The organism is Pseudoxanthomonas dokdonensis (genome assembly GCF_001431405.1).
In the GTDB taxonomy this organism is placed as follows: Bacteria; Pseudomonadota; Gammaproteobacteria; order Xanthomonadales; family Xanthomonadaceae; genus Pseudoxanthomonas_A; species Pseudoxanthomonas_A dokdonensis.
On record NZ_LDJL01000008.1, the window covers coordinates 49,924 to 67,084 of the forward strand.

The window sequence follows — 17,161 nt, forward strand, 5'->3', positions numbered from 1 at the left end:
GCGATGATTGCCACCCAGCTGGAACCCATGCTGCATGAAACACTGCCCGCTGCCCGCGCGGGTGATGAAGACGCCTACGGGCGCATTGTCGCGGCCTGCCAGAACACGGTCACCGCCATCGCCCTGGCAATCACCCGCGACGTGGCCAGCAGCGAGGACATCGCCCAGGAGGCGTTCCTCAAGGCCTGGCAACAATTGGACAAGCTGCACCACAACAGCAGCTTTCTGCCTTGGCTGCGCCAGATCACCCGCAACCTGGCCCGCGACTGGCTGCGTGCCAATCGCCGCCGTCCGTTGATCGGCGAAGCTGCTGAACTGGCGATCCGCCTCAGCGCCGATCCATCACCCTCACCGGCCGAGTCGATGGCCAGGACTGAACAAGAACAGGTCGCCAACGAGCTCATCTCGGCGCTGCCGGCCGAAAGCCGCGAAACCTTGTTGCTGTATTACCGCGAAGACCAGAGTTCAAAGCAAGTAGCCGAGCTGCTGGGGCTCAGTGACGCCGCTGTGCGCAAACGGTTGTCGCGTGCGCGTGCGCTGGTACGCAGTGAAATGCTCAGCCGCTTCGGCGAGTTTGCCTGCAGCAGTGCACCAGGCAGTGCCTTCACCCTGACGGTGGTCGGGGCGTTGGTGATGGCCACCCCGGCGACCAGCGCCGCGGCGGTGATCGGCTCCGGCCTGCTTGGAGGCGGGGTCGGAAAACTGGGGTCCGGCAGCCTGCTCGGCGGCGCGATTTCCAGCAGCGCGACGGGTGGCTCGGCTGGGGTGTTGCTGGCTGGCCTTATCGAGCAGATGCCTTTGTGGCAAAGCATTGGGCTGGGTATTGGTGCAGGTCTGCTGAGTTATCTGCTGAGCTGGTGGTATCTGTCCAGTTTCTGCGAAACCGCTGATGAATATGCACAGATACGGCGTTTCCTGTGGCGCAATTCAGTCACCGGCATGCTGTGGTTGCTCACCCTGCTGCTGGTCATCTCCGTCAGTGTCCGCTGGTGGCCGATCGTGCTGGTGTTTGCTGCCGGTCTGACCGTCGTCAACTACCAATACGTGGTGATATTGCCGCGCATCATGCGGCCTTTGCTGGCCAAACCCGGCAACGCCAGACGCCGGCGCAGCTACTCCTATCTGGCAGGGCCAACATCGATTGTACTGAGCAGCGTGCTGGCGGTTACCGCGCTGATCAGTGTGCTGTGGAACAAAGGCTTGCTGTAGACCACAACGGATCTTGATCGACTTACGGTTCCGGCGCAGGCAATAACTGTGCCAGCCAGGAACAGGACAGCGTGCATGAGCCCATGAAAGACCCCGCGCCTTGCGGCGCGGGGTCAGGTCTAGCCATGGTTGTCTTGGAAACAGCCGGGGCAATCAACGCCGCGGATGTGCGCTCTGCAATTCGTCCTTGCCCAGATAACCGTCCTTGTTGCTGTCCATCTGATCAAACTTCTGGGACAGGCGCGGGTTCTGCTTGACTTCATCGCGGCTCAGCTTGCCGTCCTTGTTGCTGTCGGCACCTTCGAAACGCTGCTGCATGCGTGCCTGCATCTGCTCACGCCTCTGGCCATCGCGCCTGGCATCGGCGGCGGCGACTTCGGCACGGGTCAGCTTGCCGTCCTTGTCGCTATCGGCATCGGTGAACCATTGGTCGCGGCGCTTCTTTTCGGCCAGTTCGCGATCACTGCGATCAACGAAACCGTCGCCGTTGGCGTCCATGCTGTCGAAGCGTGCGGCCATGCGCGGATCGGCTTTGGCCTCGTCACGGCTCAGCTTGCCGTCATGATTGACGTCCAGCCTGGCCATCGCCGCGTGCGGGCCACCGTGGCCGCCACGCGTGCCTTTGCGCTGCCGGTGCTGCGGCCGCTCGTCGGCGCTCAGCCTGCCATCATGGTTCTTGTCCAGGCTGTCGAACTGTTGCGCCAGCCACGGCGATTTGGCCGCTTCGGCCTTGTCGATCGCACCATCGTTGTTGGCGTCCAGCCGCGGCCGGGCACCCGCGCCATCGGTGGCGGCCGGTGCGGCCGCCCAGGCGGCGCTGGCGCTCAATGCGGTCAGTACGGCGATCATCATCATGCTCTTGCGGGTCATTGCATTCTCCGGGTGGCAGACGCGATTGCGTCATTGCCACTGGAAACGCCCGGCGCCTGACAAGGTTGACCGGCGTCGCGCAACATTCAGTTTATGGACAGTCGCAGCTGCCGCGAACGTCGCGTCGCAGTATGCTGCCGTCATGTGCACGCGCCCCGCCCCCGCCGCGTCCTGCCTGTCCCGGCCATTGACCGCGCCGGCATCGGCGCCTGCGCTGACGAATCCGCGTCACCGGCAGGGAGTTCGCGATGGGCGCTGATCCGCAGCAGCCGGCCGAGGACCTGCGCCTGTTCCATACCGGCGAACATGCGTGCGGTTACTGGCCTGACCGGCAGGCCCGTGACCTGGTGCTGGACCCGCGTGATCCGCGCCTGGCCGCGTTCTATCCGCAAGCGCTGGCATGGGGTTTCCGCCGCTCGGGCGACATCGTCTACCGACCTTACTGCGGCGCCTGCCGGGCCTGTATCGCCGTGCGCATAGCAGTCGCCGAGTTCAGCCCCGACCGCAGCCAGCGCCGCTGCGCGGCCAGCAACCAGCGGGTCGAAAGCCGGGTGGTGATGGCCAGCCGCACCCCGGAACACCTGGCGCTTTACCAGCGCTACCTGAGCATGCGCCACCCGCAGGGCGGGATGGACGATCATGGCGCCAGCGAGTTCGATCAGTTCCTCGTGGGGTCGTGGTCGCAGAGCCGTTTCCTCGAGCTGCGCGAGGATGGCCGGCTGCTGGCGGTGGCGGTGACCGACGTGCTGCCGGATGCGTTGTCGGCGGTGTACACCTTCTTCGATCCCGACCTGCGTCAACGCGGGCTCGGCACCCTGGCGGTGCTGCGGCAGGTGCAGTGGGCACGCCGGGAGTCGCTGGCCCACCTGTATCTGGGTTACTGGATCCGCGGCCACCGGAAGATGGATTACAAGCGTCGTTTCCGCCCATTGCAGGCGTTTGATGGCCGTGGCTGGCGAGCGTTTGCCGAAAGCGAAGATGACGGCGGCAGCGAGCGTTGACTGTCGTTCCGCGGTCACCCGTGCGTGCCAGAATAGGGCATGCGAATCCCATTGCCTTCCCTGCCCTGTCTGCCTGCATGCATCCTGCTGCCACTGGTGCTGCTGATGACGGCCTGTACCACCGCCGCTGATCAGCCGGCGCCGGCCAAACCGGCCCAGCCACTGCGCGTGGCCACCTACAACACATCGCTGTATTCGGACGACGCCGGCGGGCTGATTGCCGAGTTGCAGGGCGACAGCGTGCATGCGCGCAAGATCGCCGCGGTGCTGCAGCAGGTGCGCCCGGATCTGGTGCTGTTGAACGAATTCGACTACGACGCTGACGAGCGCGCCGCGGATCTGTTCCAGCAACGTTACCTGCAGGTCGCGCAGCCAGGCGGCGGCGAACCATTGACGTATCCATACCGCTATCTGGCACCGGTGAATACCGGTGTGCCCAGCGGCCTGGATCTGGATGGCAACGGTGACGTCGGCGGTGAAGGCCGCAGCCGTGGCAATGACGCATGGGGTTACGGCCTGCACCCGGGCCAGTACGGCATGCTGGTGCTGTCGCGCTATCCGATTGATGCGCGCCAGGTGCGAAGTTTCCGCCTGCTGCGCTGGAGCACGATGCCCGGCGCGGTGCAGCCGCTTGACCCGGCCACCGGTAAACCGTGGTACTCGCCGCAGGTCTGGGCGCAGTTGAGGTTGTCGTCAAAATCGCACTGGGACGTACCGGTGCTGACCCCTGCCGCGACCGTCCATTTCCTGGTCTCGCACCCGACCCCGCCGGTGTTCGACGGGCCTGAAGATCGCAACGGCCTGCGCAATGCCGACGAGATCCGCCTGTGGCGCGAATACATCTCGGCGGGGGAAAAACCGTGGCTGTGCGATGACCAAGGCCACTGTGGTGGCTTGGCCGCCGATGCACGCTTCATCATCGCCGGCGACCTCAACAATGACCCGATCGACGGCGACGGCCATCACGACGCCATCCTGGCATTGCTGGAACATCCGCGGGTCATGCGGCAGCCAACGCCACGCAGCGCCGGTGGTGCCGAAACCGCACGCCGCTATGCCAGCCAGGGCATCGTCCATCGCGGCGCACCGCAGCACGTCACCGGCGATTTCGGCCCGCAGTCCGGGGCGATGCGACTGGATTACGTGTTGCCATCGACCGGCTTCGGCCTGCTCGGCAATGGCGTGTTCTGGCCAGCCAGCGACGATCCGCGCGCCGCTATCGCCGACGGCAGCGACCATCACCTGGTCTGGGTCGATCTGCAGCCTTAGCAGCAGGCCTGACGGCTGCTTCCAGGCAAACGCGCGGGTGTTGCGCCGGCGGCGTGCTACAGATTCATTGAAGCGGTGGAATCGGTCTTTTCGCTATCGCTGGCCGGCACCCGCGGGACGAAACCGATGGCGCCATCGTTCTGCGCCGACACCACCAGCTTGACCATGCTGCCGGGCAGCATCAACTCGACCTGCACCGTTTCGCCCTGCGGATTGGTGCCTTCCAGGGTCATCTCGAACAGCGCGCCACCGGTGTCGATTTCACGGCACAGCAAATGCGGACCGGCGGCATTGTCGGCCAGGTACGGTTTGATCGCATCGCCCAGTGCTTCCAGCGCCTGCGGGAACAGGAATACGGCGTAACCACGATGCACGTTCATGGCGCGTCCTGCAGTCGAATGTCGATGGCCGCCGCCGCATCGCGAGCGCGCTGGCGCGCCTGGCCGATGTCGTCGCCCAGTGCCAGGGTCACCCCGACCCGGCGCTGGCCCTGCACCCGCGGCTTGCCGAACAACCGCAGCTGGCTGTCGGCCTGTTGCAGGGCCGCATCGATATTGTCGAACACCGGCACCCCGTTGCCGTGCGCCAGCAAGGCGCAGCTGGCACTGGCGCCATGCTGGCGGATGGCCATTACCGGCAAGCCGAGAATCGCCCGCGCATGCAGCGCGAACTGGCTCAGATCCTGCGAGGCCAGAGTGACCAGGCCGGTGTCGTGCGGGCGCGGCGAGACTTCACTGAACCAGACCTCGTCGCCCTTGACGAACAACTCCACCCCAAACACCCCGCGACCACCGAGGTCATCGGTAATCGCCTGCGCAATCTGCTGCGCACGTTGCAGGGCCAGCGCCGACATCGCCTGCGGCTGCCAGCTTTCGCGGTAATCACCATCTTTCTGCAGGTGGCCAATCGGTGCGCAGAACGAGGTGCCGCCGGCATGGCGCACGGTCAACAGGGTGATCTCGTAATCGAAATCCACGAAGCCCTCGACGATGCAGCGGCCGGCGCCGGCACGGCCGCCGGTCTGTGCGTAATCCCATGCGGCATCGATATCGGCCTCGCTGCGCACCGTACTCTGGCCCTTGCCTGACGAGGACATCAGCGGCTTGACCACGCACGGCACGCCAATCTCACTGACCGCCTGGCGGTAATCGGCATGGGTGTCGACAAACCGGTACGGCGAGGTCGGCAGGCCGAGGGTTTCGGCGGCCAGCCGGCGGATGCCTTCGCGGTCCATGGTCAGTCGCGCGGCGCGCGCGGTCGGGATCACCCGGGCCACGCCCTCGGCTTCCAGTTCGACCAGGGTCTGGGTATGGATGGCTTCGATCTCCGGCACGATCAGATCCGGCTTTTCGCTTGCCACCAGTGCGCGGATGGCCTCGCCATCGAGCATGTCCAGCACGTGCGCGCGGTGCGCGACCTGCATCGCCGGGGCGTCGGCGTAGCGGTCTGCGGCAATCACTTCCACGCCAAGCCGCTGCAGCTCGATCGCCACTTCCTTGCCCAGTTCGCCGGAACCCAGCAGCAGCACACGGGTGGAATACGGGGACAGCGGCGTGCCGATGGTGGTCATGCGATTTTCCGGAAGCGGGAGTCTGGGCCGGCATTCTACCGGCCGCGGCGATGCGACCGACCGACCGTTGACACCTGATATCAATTTGATATCTTTAATTCCTCATTGGAGGACAACCATGAAAGAAAACAGCATCCGTTCCCTGCCCGGCATTCCGTTCCTGCTCGGCGTCGTGGTCATCGCGGTAATCGCCGGCTGGTTGTTCTTCAGCGGCATCGGCCCTTCCACGCCGGGGCCCGATTCGGTACCGATGATCGTGGCCGGCGTGCTGCTGGGCCTGCTGGCCTTCCTCAGCCTGATTGGCCTGTACACGGTACAGCCCAACCAGGCAGCAGTGGTCAGCCTGTTCGGCAAGTACGTCGGCACGGTCAAGGACAATGGACTGCGCTGGAACAACCCTTTCTTCAGCAAGCGCAAGGTCAGCCAGCGGGTGCGCAATTTCGAAAGCGGCAAGCTCAAGGTCAACGAACTGGAAGGCAGCCCGATCGAGATTGCCGCGGTCATCGTCTGGCAGGTGGTCGATGCCTCGGAGGCGGTCTACAACGTCGACGACTACGAAAGCTTCGTCCACATCCAGTCCGAATCGGCGTTGCGGACGATGGCCACCAGCTATCCCTACGATCAGCACGAGGAAGGCCAGGTGGCTTTGCGCAGCCATGCGACCGAGATTTCCCGGCATCTGCGCGATGAGCTGGCCGAGCGCCTGGCCGATGCCGGCGTGCAGGTGCTGGATGCGCGCATCAGCCATCTGGCCTATGCGCCGGAAATTGCCCAGGCGATGCTGCAACGCCAGCAGGCCAGTGCGGTCATCGCCGCACGCACGCGGATCGTCGCCGGCGCCGTCGGCATGGTCGAAATGGCATTGGCCGAGCTGCGCAAGAACGATGTGGTGCAGCTGGACGAGGAACGCAAGGCGGCGATGGTCAGCAACCTGCTGGTGGTGTTGTGCGGCGACCGCGGCACCCAGCCCGTCGTCAACGCCGGCTCGTTGTACTGAGCCGGTGAGCGGGAAGCATCGTGGCTGAAAAAAAAGCCTATCCGCTGCGGATCAGTGCCGAGGTTCTCAACGCCACCCAGCGCTGGGCCGATGACGAGTTGCGCTCGGTCAACGCCCAGATCGAATATCTGTTGCGCGACGCCCTGCGCAAGAGCGGGCGCCTGCCGACACCCGATCCAGACAACCAGGAGTCATCGACATGAGCAAGCGCTGGGAATACCAGGTCATCGAAGTCAAACCCGGCATGCTGGGCGGTTTCCGGGCCGATGCCATCCAGGAAGAGCTGACCCGCCACGGCAAGCTGGGCTGGGAGCTGGTCAACCTGGTCAGCCACCCGATGCAGATGTCGCTGCTGGTGTTCAAACGCGAAGCATGACGCTGATTCGATTGACCGCTGCCGGCAACCGCGTCAAAGCGACGCATTGCCTGGTTCGCCGTTGCCCCAAAGCGCGCTGCACGCACTAAGCTGGCGACATGCATCGGCAACCGATTCCACTGAAAACCGTTCTGCTCAACAGCGCCGATATCGAGGTCTGGCCAGCCGGCCTGTTGAAGGCGCGCAGCAATGCCGACGCCCGCCACCTGTCGCGTGCGCTGGCGGTATTGCGGCGCAAGCGCGACGGCCGCTATCTGGCTGTCGTGCAGGCGGAAGGATTGCAGCCACTGGTCAACCGGCTGGCGTATGAGCCGGGCCTGGCACAGGCGGTATCGGCCTGCGACGACTGGCTGGATCGCCGCGCGGGCGACCTCGCGGCCCTGCCGCCGTTGCCGCTGGATGGATTGCGTGAGCGGCTGCGGGCGCTGGATCTGGACGAGAGCTACGGCCAGCGCAGCGGGTTGCCACTGGTTGCCGAACCGGCAACATTGGCATTCGCCGGTTTCGACCGCTACCGGCGTCCGTTATGGCTGAGCGCCAGCGCCGCTCGCGCCTGGCTGGCATTGCGCGCCGCCGCCGCCGCCAATGGCGTGAGCCTGGAGGCGATCTCGGGTTATCGAAGCCATGCCTACCAGCTCGGCATTTTCGAGCGCAAGCTGGCACGCGGGCAAACCATCGCGCAGATTCTCACGGTCAATGCCGCGCCCGGTTACAGCGAGCACCACGGCGGCATGGCGCTGGACATCAGCACTCCCGGCGAGCCGGCAGCCGAGGAAAGCTTCGAGCACAGCGCCGCCTTCGCCTGGCTGCAACAGCACGCCGCCGCCCACGATTTCCACATGAGCTACCCGCGCGACAATCCGCATGGCATCGTCTACGAGCCGTGGCATTGGCGCCACGGCCCGGCGGCAGACGCATCCGTCGACGATTGATTATTCGCGCTGCAGGTGCAGGCGCACGCCGGTAACGGTCTGCTGCTTGATGACCATGTCGAAGTGCGGGGTACCGGACTTGGCCTTGACCAGAACGTCCTCGCCGTCATCGACCTCGACGTGATAGCCCTTGCCCAGTTGCTGTTCCAGCGCGTCCTTGATGACCCGCGCCACGTGGTTCTCACCGGTGCCATCCTTGATCTGGATGCTGATGTCGGTCGCGGTGCCACCTTCGGGCACTATCTCCACGACGATGACGCCGTCGGAATTGGCGCCCTCACTGACTTCCAACCGCCATTTGTTGGAAGGTTTGGCCCATGCCGCCGTTGCCGCCAGCAGACAGGCCAGGCCGAACGCCAGAACAGCCATGGTCGAGCGCGTACCACCAACACGAACGTTTGCAGACATGATCGATTCCCCAACCGACAATCCGGGCGGCATGCCCGGCTGCAGGTATCTTCAGAGGTCATCGGTTAGTGGCCGGTGAAGCCTCGGCCGGACCCGGCGGCTCACTCCTGCGAGCGGGGCGTCGGCGCCCTGGCGGTGCCATCGAAATCGGCGATCCGCCACAGATAGCGGCTGGCATGGCTGCGGTACGGCCCCCAGCGCTCGCCCCGCTCCAGCAGCTGCCGGGGGCTGGGCATGTCTTGCAGGCCGTCAACCCGCTGCGCGCCCTTGCGGATGCCCAGGTCATCGACCGGCAGCACGTCCGGCCGTCCCAGCCGCGCCATCAGCATCATCTCCACGGTCCAGCGACCGATGCCGCGCACCGGCGTCAGCGCCGCGATGATCTGTCCATCGTCGAGCAGCGACATCCTGCGCAGATCGGGGATGTCACCGTCCTGTTCGCGCGCGGCCAGATCCCGTAGCGCCAGGGTCTTGTTGGCGGACACACCGCAGCCACGGAGGGTGGCATCGTCCACTCGTCCCAAGGTGTCGAAGTGCAGGCGCTTGCTGCCAATCGCGGCCTCGACCCGACCGACAATGGTCGCCGCCGCCTTGCCGCTGAGCTGCTGGAACAGGATGGCCCGCGCCAGCGCATCGACCGGATCAAAGGCTTTGCGCCATTCGGGCATGGCCGGCAGCGGCCCCAGCTTCCGCATCCAGCCCGCCAGCCTGCGATCCACCCGCAACAGGTGCGCGTGGGCCGCATCAACATCATGGCCACGGCGATAACGCGGCATCAGCTCAGCGCCGCACGGCGTCCAGCGCCCACACCACCCAGCCCAGCATCAAGGTGATGCCACCGGCTGGCGCCATCCGTGTGCTGACCCCGGCCAGCACGCCCAGCGCCAGGCTGCCACAGAACAGCAGCGTGCCCAGCAGCAGCAGGTACAACGCCAGCCGGCCCAGCGTGCGGGTGGTGCCCGGGGCCAGTGTCGCCAGCGCGATGCCATGGCCAAACGCATACAGCGACGCAGTCTGCAGGCTGCTCTGCTGGTGGCCGTCGGCCACTCCATGGGCCGCATACGCGGACAGGCCTATCGCGGTGGCGGCGAGCAGGCCACCGGTGAGGGCAAGGAACGAGGGTTTGCGTTGGCGGCGGTCATAAGTCATCAGCACATCGGTTCTCGCGGACATGGCTTCCTGCCGGAAAAAGGGATCGTGCAAAACGCAACGCGCCGCTGAAAAGCGGCGCGTTGGAAAACCAGCATCAGGGATGGATACCTGCTTTGCTTACTGCTTGACGGACCAGTAGACGTCGAATTCGCCGTCTTCTTCAAACGAACCATCCACGCCCTTCTTCCAGACTTCGTACGGGCGGTCGGTGACTTCGTAACCGTTGGTGGTCGCCCAGGCGCGCAGCGAGTTGCGGACCACGTCCAGGCCGGCCATGAAGCCGGTGTACTGGGCATTGGCTGCCTTGTGGGCCGGGATGTGGATGTATTCCACCGGCGCACCGTCGGGAATCTTGACGCTCAGCTCACCGGCATAGACCTCGGCCACGTCGGTGTTGACCGGCTCGGCCTTGTCGGCGTCATCGCCATCGGCCTTGTCGGCGTCGGCCTTCTTGTCATCGTCCTTCTTGGCGTCGCCGGACTTCTTGCGGACCAGCATGGCCACGTCGAAGGCGTACTTCTCGGCACCGAAATCGGTGGTGATGATACGCAGCGGACCGGCGGCCTCCAGGTTGTTGGCATCCATCACCCGGTGGATCCATTCGGCATTGGCCTTGATCGACGCCTTGATGGCGTCGTTGGTACGGTCGATGTTGCCGGCGTTGACGAACAGGACGTTCTCGGCCGGTACGTCGACGACCTTCAGGCCGGTCAGGTTGCTGCCTTCCAGGCGGTAGTCATAGTTCGGCACGCCCGCCAGCAGGGTGGTCAGCTTGGACAGGCCGGCCTTCATCAGGTCACCGACCTGGCGGCTGACATACATGCCCGAGTAGCGACCCATCAGGTCCCAGCCGTAGTCGATGTCGTAGGTCTGGGTGATCTTGACGTTGCGGTTGTTCTTGCCGGTCGGCTCCAGCGAAAACACGCTGTGCTTGTTCTTGCCGGTACGGTCGTCCTTGATCGCGTAGGCGACCTTGCCGGGCTGATCCTGGCTGGCCGGCTGTTCGCTTTCGACGATTTCCCAGCTGCCCTTGCCCCAGGATTCGGAGTTGTATTCAACGCGGGCGCCCTGGCCTGCATGGCTGGCGTCGCCACCGGCATAGCTCATTTCACCGGCCGGAATCAGCGGGTTCCAATCCTTCAGGCGACGCACGTTGTTCAGGGTATCGAACACGATGCTCATCTTGCGGTTGGTCTCGACGCTTTCTACAAGGTGGCGCTTGGACGGCAATACCAGGCCGATTACCACAAACAGCGCCAGGACCAGCGCCAATGCAATCACGAACTCGATCAAACGGGTCATTCAGGAGTCTCCGGGGGCCGGTGCCTCGGCCGTTGAAAAATATGCAACCGGCATCCTAACAGGCTTGGCGGCCCGGCGGCAGTCCATCCGGGCACATAAAAGGTCGAATATCCGGGCCGGCCGGGGCGTGCTGCGGCCAGCACCGGCATGGCCCGGGGACAATACCGCTGACTCAGACCAGTTTGAGCTCGAATGCCTTGAGCACGGCCCGGGTGCGGTCGCGCACCCCGAGTTTGGAGAGGATGTTGGAGACGTGATTCTTGATGGTGCCCTCGGCCACGCCCAGCGAATTGGCGATTTCCTTGTTGGAAAAGCCGCTGGCCATCAGCCTCAGGATTTCGGTCTCGCGGTCGGTCAGCGGGTCGGGCCGGTCGAGGCTGACGAACTCGTTGCGCATGTGCTCCAGGCCCGACAGCAGCCGCTGGGTCACTGCCGGCTGGACCAGCGAGCCGCCGTCGGCGACGGTGCGGATGGCGCCGACCAGCTGCTCCAGCGACACATCCTTCAGCAGGTAGCCCTTGGCCCCGGCCTTGAGTCCGGCCAGCACCAGCTGATCGTCGTCGAAGGTGGTCAGGATGATCGCCGGCGGCAGCTCGCCGGCACGCGCCAGTGCCTGTAATGCCTCCAGCCCGGACATCACCGGCATCCGCATGTCCATCAGCACCACGTCGGGCTTGATCTGCGGGATCAGCTCGACCGCCTGTTTGCCATCCGCCGCCTCGGCGATCACTTCAATACCGTCATCCAGCGCCAGCAGCGAGCGTATGCCCTGCCGCACCAGGGTCTGGTCGTCGACCAGGCAGACACGAATCATGTGGAACCTCCGGGAATCCGTTCGGATTGTGACTCAAAAGGCCGCTCGATGTCCGCCACCGGCCCGCTCACCGGGTCCAGCAGCGGCAGCGTGATCTGCAGCCGGAACCCCTGTCCCGGCTGGCTCTCGACCTGCAGTTGACCACCGTACTGGGCCAGCCGTTCGCGCATTCCGCGCAGGCCGTTGCCGGCGACCACCAGACTGGCGCCGCCACCGTCGTCGCGGGCGTCGATGCACAGATCGGCGCCGGTGCGCCAGCAATGCACCCACAGATTGCTGGCGTGGGCGTGGCGGACGGCGTTGGTGATGATTTCCTGGGTGCAGCGCAGCAGCACGTGGGCGCGGTGCGGATCGTCCAGGGTCAGCGGTTCCTGGATGTCCATGTGGATGGCCAGCGACGGCACCTGCTCGGCCAGCGGCAGCAGCGCCGCGCCCAGGTCGATGGCGCCGCTTTCACGCAGCTGGCTGACCGCTTCGCGGACATCGGTCAGCAGCAGCTTGGCCAGGGTATGGGCCTGGCGCACGTGTTCCTGGGCCCGGCCTTCGGTGATGTGGCTGGCCACTTCCAGGTTCAGGCTGAGCGCGGTCAGGTGGTGGCCGAGCAGGTCGTGCAGTTCACGCGAAATGCGGGTGCGCTCGTTGACCCGGGCGCTCTCGGCCAGCAGCGCACGGGTCGCACGCAGTTCGGCATTGAGCTGGCGCTGTTCCTCACGCGCCTGGGCCTGTTCACGGGCGACATTGGCCGTGACCAGCACGAAGGCGGCAAAGCCGACGTAGAACGCCGACTGGAACAGCGCTTCCCAGAAGCTGAAATCCTCCAGCGCCATGAACGACCAGACCAGTGGCACGTGCGCCAGCAACAGCCACAGGATGGCGATGCGCAGGCTCAGCAGCCACGGCAGCACCCCGGCGACGATCATCATCAACAGCGCACTGAGCCCGGTCTGGCTGTAGAAGCCGACCGCCACCGCCGCCAGCGTCAGCACCAGCGCCAGCGGTACGTTCCAGATGTCGTTGGCCTGTTCGCGGCTGTCGCTGCCCAGCGAGCGGGTCAGCTGCCAGTAGCAGGCGCCGAAGCCGAAATACGCCAGTGCCGTCAGCGGCACGTTGATGCCCTGCCCGTCGGCGCCGCTGGACGGTGGCAGGAACCAGACATTGAGGATGATCGGGATGCCGACCAGCGCCCATGAATACAGGCCGGTGGCGCGCAGGAGTCCGGTATGGCTGATTCGTCCGAGCATGGCCAGCATAGTAGGGCCAATGGGACGGCGCGCCTCCCCACTAAAGTCATGTCCCGGCGCGGCACTGGCGGTTCACGGCACGCTTACCGCCAGCGTGCCAGGCTGGTCCGCCCGTGCGATAATTGCGCGGTGGCCGTCGCAGCCGGCCTACGCACCATGTCCCTGCAAGACCCCGTACGGAGTCATTAATGTCGATTGTCATCCGCGACGTGCGCGAGCACGAGCTGGATTCCGTCCTAGCCCTGAACAACAACGCCGGATTGGCGATCCTCCCGCTGGATTCGGTCAAGCTTCAACGGTTCTACCAACAGGCTGCCTATTTCCGCGTCGCCGAGCGCGATGGCAACCTGGCCGGATTCCTGGTCGCGTTTGGCTCCGAGGCGGACCACGACAGCAGCAATTTCGCCTGGTTCCGCGAGCGTTATCCGCAATTCTTCTACATCGACCGTATCGTGGTCGCCAGCCGCCGTCGCGGTGGCGGCGTCGGTCGCGCGTTCTACGCCGACGTCCAGAGCTATGCCGAGCTGCGCTATCCGCAGCTGGCCTGCGAAGTATTCCTGGATCACGGCGCCGACCCGGCGCTGCTGTTCCATGGCAGTTTCGGTTTCCGCGAAGTCGGCCAGAACACCATGCCCAACGTCAACGTGCGCACCAGCATGCTGATGAAGGAACTGTGCAGCTATCCGTGGGTGCGTGATACCTATGGCGGGCAGTTGCCCGACCAGCCGTGGGCGCGTGCGCGCACGCTGGCCGATGCCACACCTTCGGCCACTCCGCGGGCCAACGATCCATGAGCGCCGCCCCGATGAACAGCAATTACGAACAGGCCGGCGAACTGAAAATCGGCCAGGTCGGCATCGCCAACCTGCGGGTCCGCACGCTGGACGTGCCGCAACTGGTCCGCGAAATGCGCGAGCGGGTCGAACGCGCGCCCAAGCTGTTTGGCCGCGCCGCGGTCATCATCGACTTCGGTGGCCTTTCACGGATCCCGGACCTGGACAGCGCCCAGGCGCTGCTGCAGGGCCTGCGCGACGCCGGCGTGTTGCCGGTGGCGCTGGCCTACGGCACCCGTGAAACCGAACAACTGGCCGAGCAGCTGGGGCTGCCGCTGCTGTCGAAATTCCGTGCCCAGTACGAGCGCGTCGACGCCGCCCCGCCCGCCCCCGCTGCGGCCGCGCCGGCACCGGAACCGGTCCGCCAGCCGGCCGCCAGCGCCGGCCCCGGCCAGCCCGGCATGATCCAGAAGACCCCGGTGCGCTCGGGCCAGCAGCTGTATGCCGAACAGCGCGACCTGACCGTACTCAATACGGTGGGCGCCGGTGCCGAAGTCATCAGCGACGGTTCCATCCATATCTATGGCACGCTACGCGGGCGGGCACTGGCCGGCGCGCAGGGCAACACCAGCGCGCGGATTTTCTGCAGTGATTTCCATGCCGAACTGGTGGCCATCGCCGGTCATTACCAGGTGCTCGAAGACATTCCCAAGGAACTGCGGGGCAAGGCCGTGCAGATCTGGCTGGACAAAGACCAACTGAAGATCGCCGCCCAGTAACCCGGCGTCCTTCAAACACAACAACTCGCAAGGAGAATCCCGTTGGCTGAAATCATCGTAGTCACTTCCGGCAAGGGCGGCGTCGGCAAGACCACCACCAGCGCCAGCATCGCCTGTGGCCTCGCCCGCCGCGGCAAGAAGGTCGCCGTCATCGACTTCGACGTGGGCCTGCGCAACCTCGACCTGATCATGGGCTGCGAACGCCGCGTGGTGTATGACTTCGTCAACGTCACCACCGGTGAGGCGACGCTGAAGCAGGCCCTGATCAAGGACAAGCGTTTCGACAACCTGTACGTGCTGGCTGCCTCGCAGACCCGCGACAAGGATGCCCTGACCAAGGAAGGCGTGGAGAAAGTCCTCAACGATCTCAGCGCCGACGGCTTCGATTTCATCGTCTGTGACTCGCCGGCCGGCATCGAAAAAGGTGCGTTCCTGGCGATGTATTTCGCCGACCAGGCCATTGTCGTGGTCAACCCGGAAGTCTCCAGCGTGCGCGACTCCGACCGCATCCTCGGCCTGCTGGATTCGAAGACCCGCCGCGCCGAAAGCGATGGCGAACCGATCAAGGCCAACCTGCTGCTGACCCGCTACAACCCGCAACGGGTCGAGACCGGCGAAATGCTCAGCATCAACGACGTCGAGGAAGTACTGGGACTGAAGACGCTGGGCGTGATTCCCGAGTCGGGCGACGTGCTCAATGCATCCAACAAGGGCGAGCCGGTGATCCTGGACCTGGAATCGCCAGCCGGCCAGGCCTATGACGACACCGTCGGCCGCCTGCTGGGTGAAGACCGCCCGCTGCGCTTTACCACCTTGGAGAAGAAGGGCTTCTTCAGCAAGTTGTTTGGAGGTTGATTGTGGGACTATTTGATTTCCTGAAAGCCAAGAACACGACTGCGGCGACGGCCAAGAACCGGCTGCAGATCATCATTGCGCAGGAACGTAGCTCCCGCGGTGCCCCCGACTACCTGCCGCTGCTGCGCCGCGAACTGCTGGAAGTCATCAAGAAGTACGTCAATGTCGACGTCGATGCGGTCAAGGTCGATCTGATCAAGGACGGCGACCATGACGTGCTGGATATCTCAGTGGCACTGCCCGAGGGCCAGCAGGGCTGAGCCCGCGGCTGCCGATGCCGGATGTCACCGATGAACCACCCAGCGACCGCGGTGCTTGAATCGACCGTCCTGCGTGTCGCCGAGCTGCCGTTTGCCTGCCTGCAGGACCTGCTGCGCCGCTACGATCTGGAACTGCACCGGGTCGAGGATGGGGCCGACATCCCCGGCAGTTTCTGGGGCAATCCAGAAGCCGGGGTCATCGCGCACAACGTCTACGTGCGTGATGACACGCCGATCCATTCGATGCTGCACGAGGCCTGCCATCTGATCGTGCTGCCGCCCGAGCGCCGGGCGCTGGTGCATACCGATGCGACCGATTCGGATATCGAGGAAGACGCGACCTGCTACCTGCAGATCCTCCTCGCCGACCTGCTGCCCGGCGTCGGCCGGCAACGGTTGATGGCGGACATGGACGCATGGGGCTATTCGTTCCGGCTAGGGTCGACCCAGGCATGGTTCGAGCAGGATGCCGGTGATGCCCGGCAGTTCCTAGCCGGCCATGGACTGCTGGAACTCCGGCAATCGGTTTCGTGCGCCGCCTGAGCGCCTGCATCCGACGCGCTGCTCCGGCCGGCTGCGCGAAAATCGGCGCATGAGCGGCTCCGCACACCTGGCAAGCGGCAGCAAGGTGCCTGGGCACCCGCCATATCCGCCGCTGCGCACAGCGCATTGGCGCGGTCTGGACATCATCGGCCGCGGCGCCAATCGCGTATGTACGCGAAATCCGGAAAGCCCGCTGACCCTGCTCAAGTTCGAGCTTCCCGACGATCAGCGGCCACCGGCACGCGGCCGTCTGCGCCTGGCGCGCTGGTGGGCACGGCATTTTCCGCGCTCCGGCGAAAACCACACCGAGCTGGCCGCCTGCCGTTACCTGCGGCGACGCTGGGGCATCGAGGTGCAACGCCATTTCAGCCTGTGCGAACGCATCCAGGCCACGCCCTGGGGCGATGCGCTGGTATGCCGGGCGGTGTTTGACGATGACGGACAGCTGGCACGCAGCGTGTTTGCCTGCCTGCAAGCGCCACCGCAGGCGGGCGAAGGACTGGTCGACGCGTTGTGCGCGGCAGTCGATGATCTGGAGCAATGGCTGCTGCAGCGCTGCATCCCGCTGTTCGACCTCAATGCCGGCAATCTGGTGGTGGTGCACGAAACCAACGGCTTGCGGCTGGTCTGCGTGGATGCCAAATCGGTGCTCAGGGGCAAGGAAATCATCCCCGTTTCGTATTGGTCCAAATCCTTGCTGCGGCGCAAAATCCGGCGCCGGGCGCAACGCCTGCGGCAGCGTATCCGCGCCAGCCTGGCCACACCGGGGCCACTTGCGGAGCCCGCGTCCGGGCACTAGCCTTCCGGTTC

The 17,161-nt window shown here is 65.2% G+C and carries 22 protein-coding genes and 1 pseudogene; 13 read left to right on the top strand and 10 right to left on the bottom strand.

The window, feature by feature from the left end; all coding sequences use genetic code 11:
* Nucleotides 1-3 precede the first annotated feature (3 nt).
* The gene (locus tag ABB29_RS08445; RefSeq protein WP_057658234.1) at nt 4-1,209 is read left to right on the top strand and encodes an RNA polymerase sigma factor; all 1,206 of its coding nucleotides are present in this window, start codon (nt 4-6) and stop codon (nt 1,207-1,209) included.
* 153 nt (nt 1,210-1,362) lie between these two features.
* On the opposite strand, the gene ABB29_RS16800 is transcribed toward ABB29_RS08445, so the two are convergent.
* Together ABB29_RS16800 and ABB29_RS08450 are read right to left on the bottom strand one after the other, a co-directional pair.
* A complete protein-coding gene (locus tag ABB29_RS16800) occupies nt 1,363-1,482 on the bottom strand; it encodes an EF-hand domain-containing protein (RefSeq protein ID WP_425414747.1) in 120 nt (39 codons plus the stop codon).
* Nucleotides 1,465-2,079: pseudogene (locus ABB29_RS08450) on the bottom strand (EF-hand domain-containing protein); the annotation flags it as partial. The gene ABB29_RS16800 and the pseudogene ABB29_RS08450, both read right to left, overlap by 18 nt.
* Before the next feature lie 248 nt (nt 2,080-2,327).
* Between ABB29_RS08450 and ABB29_RS08455 the strand changes: the two are divergent.
* Entirely contained in the window at nt 2,328-3,080 is a 753-nt protein-coding gene (locus ABB29_RS08455) for an arginyltransferase (protein WP_057658190.1), read from the top strand.
* 39 nt (nt 3,081-3,119) lie between these two features.
* On the top strand, nt 3,120-4,349 hold the full coding sequence (locus ABB29_RS08460; RefSeq protein WP_083487688.1) for an endonuclease/exonuclease/phosphatase family protein: 1,230 nt from the start codon (nt 3,120-3,122) through the stop codon (nt 4,347-4,349).
* A 56-nt stretch (nt 4,350-4,405) separates the two neighbouring features.
* Here ABB29_RS08460 and ABB29_RS08465 read toward each other — a convergent pair whose 3' ends face one another.
* The gene (locus tag ABB29_RS08465) at nt 4,406-4,729 is read right to left on the bottom strand and encodes a hypothetical protein (protein ID WP_057658191.1); all 324 of its coding nucleotides are present in this window, start codon (nt 4,727-4,729) and stop codon (nt 4,406-4,408) included.
* The gene (gene purT / locus ABB29_RS08470) at nt 4,726-5,919 is read right to left on the bottom strand and encodes a formate-dependent phosphoribosylglycinamide formyltransferase (RefSeq protein WP_057658192.1); all 1,194 of its coding nucleotides are present in this window, start codon (nt 5,917-5,919) and stop codon (nt 4,726-4,728) included. The genes ABB29_RS08465 and purT overlap by 4 nt, the downstream gene beginning before the upstream one ends.
* A gap of 118 nt (nt 5,920-6,037) precedes the next feature.
* Here purT and ABB29_RS08475 point away from each other — a divergent pair, with 118 nt between their 5' ends.
* From ABB29_RS08475 to ABB29_RS08485, 4 genes are all read left to right on the top strand, one after another.
* Entirely contained in the window at nt 6,038-6,916 is an 879-nt protein-coding gene (locus tag ABB29_RS08475; protein ID WP_057658193.1) for an SPFH domain-containing protein, read from the top strand.
* A gap of 20 nt (nt 6,917-6,936) precedes the next feature.
* Entirely contained in the window at nt 6,937-7,119 is a 183-nt protein-coding gene (locus ABB29_RS08480; RefSeq protein WP_057658194.1) for a type II toxin-antitoxin system antitoxin, read from the top strand.
* Complete coding sequence (locus tag ABB29_RS16115; protein WP_083487690.1) at nt 7,116-7,292, top strand: DUF4177 domain-containing protein; 177 nt, start codon at nt 7,116-7,118, stop codon at nt 7,290-7,292. The genes ABB29_RS08480 and ABB29_RS16115 overlap by 4 nt, the downstream gene beginning before the upstream one ends.
* Before the next feature lie 98 nt (nt 7,293-7,390).
* Nucleotides 7,391-8,224: a M15 family metallopeptidase gene (locus ABB29_RS08485; protein ID WP_057658195.1), complete on the top strand. Its 834-nt coding sequence runs from the start codon at nt 7,391-7,393 to the stop codon at nt 8,222-8,224.
* Here ABB29_RS08485 and ABB29_RS08490 read toward each other — a convergent pair whose 3' ends face one another.
* The 6 genes from ABB29_RS08490 to ABB29_RS08515 all read right to left on the bottom strand — a co-directional run bounded on the left by ABB29_RS08490 (nt 8,225) and on the right by ABB29_RS08515 (nt 13,141).
* Complete coding sequence (locus ABB29_RS08490) at nt 8,225-8,632, bottom strand: hypothetical protein (RefSeq protein ID WP_157062573.1); 408 nt, start codon at nt 8,630-8,632, stop codon at nt 8,225-8,227.
* A gap of 101 nt (nt 8,633-8,733) precedes the next feature.
* Nucleotides 8,734-9,408 (bottom strand): DNA-3-methyladenine glycosylase family protein, encoded by a 675-nt coding sequence (locus ABB29_RS08495; protein ID WP_057658197.1) that lies wholly within the window; start codon nt 9,406-9,408, stop codon nt 8,734-8,736.
* Nucleotides 9,409-9,412: 4 nt separating this feature from the next.
* The gene (locus ABB29_RS08500; protein WP_057658236.1) at nt 9,413-9,805 is read right to left on the bottom strand and encodes a DUF423 domain-containing protein; all 393 of its coding nucleotides are present in this window, start codon (nt 9,803-9,805) and stop codon (nt 9,413-9,415) included.
* A 96-nt stretch (nt 9,806-9,901) separates the two neighbouring features.
* Nucleotides 9,902-11,086, bottom strand: a complete 1,185-nt coding sequence (locus tag ABB29_RS08505; RefSeq protein ID WP_057658198.1) for a polyketide cyclase — start codon at nt 11,084-11,086, stop codon at nt 9,902-9,904.
* A 172-nt stretch (nt 11,087-11,258) separates the two neighbouring features.
* Nucleotides 11,259-11,900 carry a response regulator gene (locus ABB29_RS08510; RefSeq protein WP_057658199.1) on the bottom strand — a complete coding sequence of 214 codons (642 nt, stop codon included), beginning with the start codon at nt 11,898-11,900 and terminating at the stop codon, nt 11,259-11,261.
* Nucleotides 11,897-13,141 (bottom strand): sensor histidine kinase, encoded by a 1,245-nt coding sequence (locus ABB29_RS08515; RefSeq protein ID WP_083487696.1) that lies wholly within the window; start codon nt 13,139-13,141, stop codon nt 11,897-11,899. Before ABB29_RS08515 ends, ABB29_RS08510 begins: the two co-directional genes overlap by 4 nt.
* Before the next feature lie 188 nt (nt 13,142-13,329).
* On the opposite strand from ABB29_RS08515, the gene ABB29_RS08520 reads away from it, so the two are divergent.
* Genes ABB29_RS08520 through ABB29_RS08545 form a run of 6 tightly spaced genes read left to right on the top strand, consistent with a single transcriptional unit; the run spans nt 13,330 to nt 17,150 of the window.
* Nucleotides 13,330-13,935 carry a GNAT family N-acetyltransferase gene (locus ABB29_RS08520; protein ID WP_057658200.1) on the top strand — a complete coding sequence of 202 codons (606 nt, stop codon included), beginning with the start codon at nt 13,330-13,332 and terminating at the stop codon, nt 13,933-13,935.
* An 11-nt stretch (nt 13,936-13,946) separates the two neighbouring features.
* Nucleotides 13,947-14,693: a septum site-determining protein MinC gene (minC, locus tag ABB29_RS08525; protein ID WP_057658237.1), complete on the top strand. Its 747-nt coding sequence runs from the start codon at nt 13,947-13,949 to the stop codon at nt 14,691-14,693.
* A gap of 42 nt (nt 14,694-14,735) precedes the next feature.
* Nucleotides 14,736-15,548: a septum site-determining protein MinD gene (minD, locus tag ABB29_RS08530; protein WP_057658201.1), complete on the top strand. Its 813-nt coding sequence runs from the start codon at nt 14,736-14,738 to the stop codon at nt 15,546-15,548.
* Nucleotides 15,549-15,550: 2 nt separating this feature from the next.
* Complete coding sequence (minE, locus tag ABB29_RS08535) at nt 15,551-15,808, top strand: cell division topological specificity factor MinE (protein ID WP_057658202.1); 258 nt, start codon at nt 15,551-15,553, stop codon at nt 15,806-15,808.
* 30 nt (nt 15,809-15,838) lie between these two features.
* Nucleotides 15,839-16,351, top strand: a complete 513-nt coding sequence (locus ABB29_RS08540) for a hypothetical protein (RefSeq protein WP_157062574.1) — start codon at nt 15,839-15,841, stop codon at nt 16,349-16,351.
* Between the two features lie 49 nt (nt 16,352-16,400).
* Nucleotides 16,401-17,150, top strand: coding sequence for a YrbL family protein (locus ABB29_RS08545; protein ID WP_057658203.1), 750 nt, complete (start codon nt 16,401-16,403; stop codon nt 17,148-17,150).
* Nucleotides 17,151-17,161 lie beyond the last annotated feature (11 nt).

Bases quoted from the DNA above. Each gene is read 5' to 3' on its own strand.
- ABB29_RS08515 (WP_083487696.1), bottom strand. From the start codon at position 13,141: ATGCTCGGACGAATCAGCCATACCGGACTCCTGCGCGCCACCGGCCTG.
- ABB29_RS08475 (WP_057658193.1), top strand. From the start codon at position 6,038: ATGAAAGAAAACAGCATCCGTTCCCTGCCCGGCATTCCGTTCCTGCTC.
- ABB29_RS08460 (WP_083487688.1), top strand. From the start codon at position 3,120: ATGCGAATCCCATTGCCTTCCCTGCCCTGTCTGCCTGCATGCATCCTG.
- ABB29_RS08490 (WP_157062573.1), bottom strand. From the start codon at position 8,632: ATGTCTGCAAACGTTCGTGTTGGTGGTACGCGCTCGACCATGGCTGTT.
- ABB29_RS08520 (WP_057658200.1), top strand. From the start codon at position 13,330: ATGTCGATTGTCATCCGCGACGTGCGCGAGCACGAGCTGGATTCCGTC.
- ABB29_RS08495 (WP_057658197.1), bottom strand. From the start codon at position 9,408: ATGCCGCGTTATCGCCGTGGCCATGATGTTGATGCGGCCCACGCGCAC.
- ABB29_RS16115 (WP_083487690.1), top strand. From the start codon at position 7,116: ATGAGCAAGCGCTGGGAATACCAGGTCATCGAAGTCAAACCCGGCATG.
- ABB29_RS08500 (WP_057658236.1), bottom strand. From the start codon at position 9,805: ATGTCCGCGAGAACCGATGTGCTGATGACTTATGACCGCCGCCAACGC.
- purT (WP_057658192.1), bottom strand. From the start codon at position 5,919: ATGACCACCATCGGCACGCCGCTGTCCCCGTATTCCACCCGTGTGCTG.
- ABB29_RS08540 (WP_157062574.1), top strand. From the start codon at position 15,839: ATGAACCACCCAGCGACCGCGGTGCTTGAATCGACCGTCCTGCGTGTC.
- ABB29_RS08455 (WP_057658190.1), top strand. From the start codon at position 2,328: ATGGGCGCTGATCCGCAGCAGCCGGCCGAGGACCTGCGCCTGTTCCAT.
- minC (WP_057658237.1), top strand. From the start codon at position 13,947: ATGAACAGCAATTACGAACAGGCCGGCGAACTGAAAATCGGCCAGGTC.
- ABB29_RS08505 (WP_057658198.1), bottom strand. From the start codon at position 11,086: ATGACCCGTTTGATCGAGTTCGTGATTGCATTGGCGCTGGTCCTGGCG.
- ABB29_RS08485 (WP_057658195.1), top strand. From the start codon at position 7,391: ATGCATCGGCAACCGATTCCACTGAAAACCGTTCTGCTCAACAGCGCC.
- ABB29_RS08510 (WP_057658199.1), bottom strand. From the start codon at position 11,900: ATGATTCGTGTCTGCCTGGTCGACGACCAGACCCTGGTGCGGCAGGGC.
- ABB29_RS08445 (WP_057658234.1), top strand. From the start codon at position 4: ATGATTGCCACCCAGCTGGAACCCATGCTGCATGAAACACTGCCCGCT.
- ABB29_RS08545 (WP_057658203.1), top strand. From the start codon at position 16,401: ATGAGCGGCTCCGCACACCTGGCAAGCGGCAGCAAGGTGCCTGGGCAC.
- ABB29_RS08465 (WP_057658191.1), bottom strand. From the start codon at position 4,729: ATGAACGTGCATCGTGGTTACGCCGTATTCCTGTTCCCGCAGGCGCTG.